Source organism: Streptomyces sp. MK37H, from assembly GCF_018035285.1.
Lineage (GTDB): Bacteria > Actinomycetota > Actinomycetes > Streptomycetales > Streptomycetaceae > Streptomyces > Streptomyces endocoffeicus.
This window is the reverse complement of the sequence record NZ_JAAAYH010000701.1, coordinates 1-2934: the sequence shown is the minus strand read 5'-3', so window position 1 is coordinate 2934 and position 2934 is coordinate 1. Positions and strand designations below refer to the sequence as shown.

At 73.1% G+C, this 2934-nt stretch carries 4 protein-coding genes; all 4 read left to right on the top strand.

The genetic code is table 11. The features are described from left to right. On the top strand, positions 1–599 hold a 599-nt coding region (locus GWI24_RS42950; protein ID WP_210951442.1), incomplete at its 5' end, for a dihydrodipicolinate synthase family protein. A 61-nt stretch (positions 600–660) separates the two neighbouring features. Then, positions 661–1662: a proline racemase family protein gene (locus GWI24_RS42945; RefSeq protein WP_210951441.1), complete on the top strand. Its 1002-nt coding sequence runs from the start codon at positions 661–663 to the stop codon at positions 1660–1662. Between the two features lie 31 nt (positions 1663–1693). Next, positions 1694–2377 carry a GntR family transcriptional regulator gene (locus GWI24_RS42940; protein WP_210951440.1) on the top strand — a complete coding sequence of 228 codons (684 nt, stop codon included), beginning with the start codon at positions 1694–1696 and terminating at the stop codon, positions 2375–2377. A gap of 35 nt (positions 2378–2412) precedes the next feature. Further along, on the top strand, positions 2413–2934 hold a 522-nt coding region (locus GWI24_RS42935; RefSeq protein WP_247617674.1), incomplete at its 3' end, for an FAD-binding oxidoreductase.

Here is a 2934-nt window from a genome sequence, read left to right as displayed (position 1 = left end):
CGCGGGCGGTGCTGGCGCTGCCGCCGAACAGCTACCGCGCCGACCGGGAGGCCGTGGTCGGCCACTACCGCGATGTGGCGCGCGCCGGGCTGCCGGTGGTGGCGTACAACAACCCCCATGACACCAAGGTCGACCTCACCCCGGAGCTCCTGGCCGAGCTGCACGCGGAGGGGCTGATCGTCGCGGTCAAGGAGTTCAGCGGGGATGTGCGGCGGGCGTACGAGATCGCCGAGCGCGCCCCCGGTCTTGATCTGCTGATCGGCGCCGATGACGTCCTGCTGGAGCTGGGGCTCGCCGGGGCCGTGGGGTGGATCGCCGGGTATCCGAACGCGATTCCCGACACCACCGTGGAGCTGTACCGGCTCGCCACCTCGGGCGTCGGCGCGGACCTGGAGAAGGCGCTGCCGCTGTACCGCGCGCTGCATCCGCTGCTGCGCTGGGACTCCAGGACCGAGTTCGTCCAGGCCATCAAGGCGTCCATGGACCTCGCCGGGCTGCGCGGCGGGCCGTGCCGCCCGCCGCGCTCCCGGCTGGCCGGGGAGGTGGCGGCCCGCGTCGTCCGGGAGACCGAGACGGTGCTCGCGCTGGGGTACCGGTGAGGGCCGTGCCGGTGGGGGTCGCCGTACCGGTGAGGGCCGGGATACGCGTCAGGGGGCGCCGATGAGGTCGCGGCGGGTGCTGCACACCGTGGAGTCCCACACCGAGGGCATGCCCACCCGGGTGGTCACCGGCGGGGTGGGGACGCTCCCGGGCGCGACCATGGCCGAGCGCCGGCAGTGGTTCATCGAGCACCGCGACGATCTGCGCACCCTGCTGATGTACGAGCCGCGCGGCCACTCCGCGATGAGTGGCGCCATCCTCCAGCCGCCGACCCGGCCGGACGCGGATCACGGCGTGCTCTTCATCGAGGTGTCCGGGGTGCTGCCCATGTGCGGGCACGGCACCATCGGCGTGGCCACCGTGCTGGTCGAGACCGGGATGGTCGAGGTGCGGGAGCCGGTCACCACCATCCGCCTGGACACCCCGGCGGGCCTGGTGGTCGCGGAGGTCGCCGTGCGCGACGGGGCCGCCACCTCGGTGACGATCCGGAACGTGGCCGCGTTCTGCCTGGCCACCGACCGTACGGTGCGGGTGCCCGGCTTCGGCGAGGTGCGCTACGACATCGCGTTCGGCGGCAACTTCTACGCCATCGTGGAGCTGGACGCCCTCGGGCTGCCCTTCGACCGGGCGGCGGGGCAGGAGTTGCTGACCGCCGGGCTGAAGATCATGGACGCGGTGAACGCGCAGGACCCGCCGCACCACCCCGAGCGGCCGGACATCACCGGCTGCCGCCATGTCTACCTCCAGGCCCCGGGCTCGACGGCGCGCCACTCCCGCCACGCGATGGCCATCCACCCGGGCTGGTTCGACCGCTCCCCCTGCGGCACCGGCACCTCCGCGCGGATGGCGCAGCTGTACGCACGCGGTGAGCTGGGGCTCGGCGAGGAGTTCGTGAACGAGTCGTTCATCGGGACGCGGTTCATCGGGCGGCTGCTGGAGGAGACCACGGTGGCGGGGCTGCCCGCCGTCGTGCCCTCGATCACGGGGCGGGCGTGGATCACCGGCACCGCGCAGTTCCATCTCGACCCCGAGGATCCGTTCCCGGCCGGGTTTCTGGTGTAGAGAGGGGAGGGAGATCGGTGGTGGATGGGACATGACCGGGTCCGCTCCCCGTGGACGCCGCACCGGTATTGAGCCGCTCGACAAGCGCGAAAGCCTGCGCGACCGGGTCAGAAACGCCCTGCGCGCGGGCATCATCTCCGGTGAACTCGCCCCCGGCGCCGTCTACTCGGCGCCCGCCCTCGGCGCCCGCTTCGACGTCTCCCCCACGCCCGTCCGTGAGGCGATGCTCGACCTGGTGAAGGAGGGGCTGGTGGTCTCGGTGCCCAACAAGGGGTTCCGGGTCACCGAGGTCTCCGAGCGGGACCTGGACGACCTGGCGTCCATCCGTCTGCTCATCGAGCCGCCCACCGTACGGGAGGCCGTCCCCCGTATCCCGCCCGGGGATCTGCCCGCCCTGCGGGAGCTGGCCCAGGCCATCGTGGACGCGGCCGAACGCGGCGACCTCATCGGCTATATCGAGGCCGACCGGGTCTTCCATCTCACCCTGCTCGGCTACGCCGGGAATCGGCGGCTGGTGGACGTGGTCTCCGAACTCCGCTCCCAGACCCGGCTGCTGGGGCTCATTCCCCTGCTGGAGAGCGGGCGGCTCGGCCAGTCGGCGGCCGAGCACCACGCTCTTCTGGACCTCGTGGAGGCGGGGGACGCACGCGGCGCCGAGGCCATGACGCACCGCCATATCGGCCATGTGCGCGGGCTGTGGGCCGGTGGCCCATGACTCCGGGCGGAAACGAATCGACACACCAGGACTCGATGCACCAGGACTTGCCGAGGACCGCCGACCTCGTCGTCATCGGCGCCGGAGTCGTCGGCGCGGCCGCCGCCTGGTTCGCCACCCTCGCCGGGCTGCGGGTCGTGGTGGTCGACCGGGGCGCCATCGCGGGCGGCACCTCGGGCGCGGGCGAGGGAAACGTCCTGGTCTCGGACAAGGAGCCGGGCCCGGAGCTGGAGCTCGCACGGTACTCGCGGCAGGTGTGGGGCGAGGACCTGGGCCCGTACGGCGAGTGGTGGGAGTTCGAGCAGAAGGGCGGGCTGGTGGTCGCCTCCACCCCTGCCGCCCTGGCCGCGTTGCGAACGCTGGCCGAGCGGCAGCGGGCCCGTGGCGTCGTCGTACGGGAGGTGTCCGGGGCCGAACTCCGCACCCTCGAACCACGGCTGACCCGCGAGGCCGCCGGGGGCGCGCTCTATCCGCAGGACGCCCAGGTGCAGCCCATGCTGGCGGCGGCCCACCTGCTGCGGCTCGCTCGGCAGCGCGGGGCGGTGGTCGCCTCCACC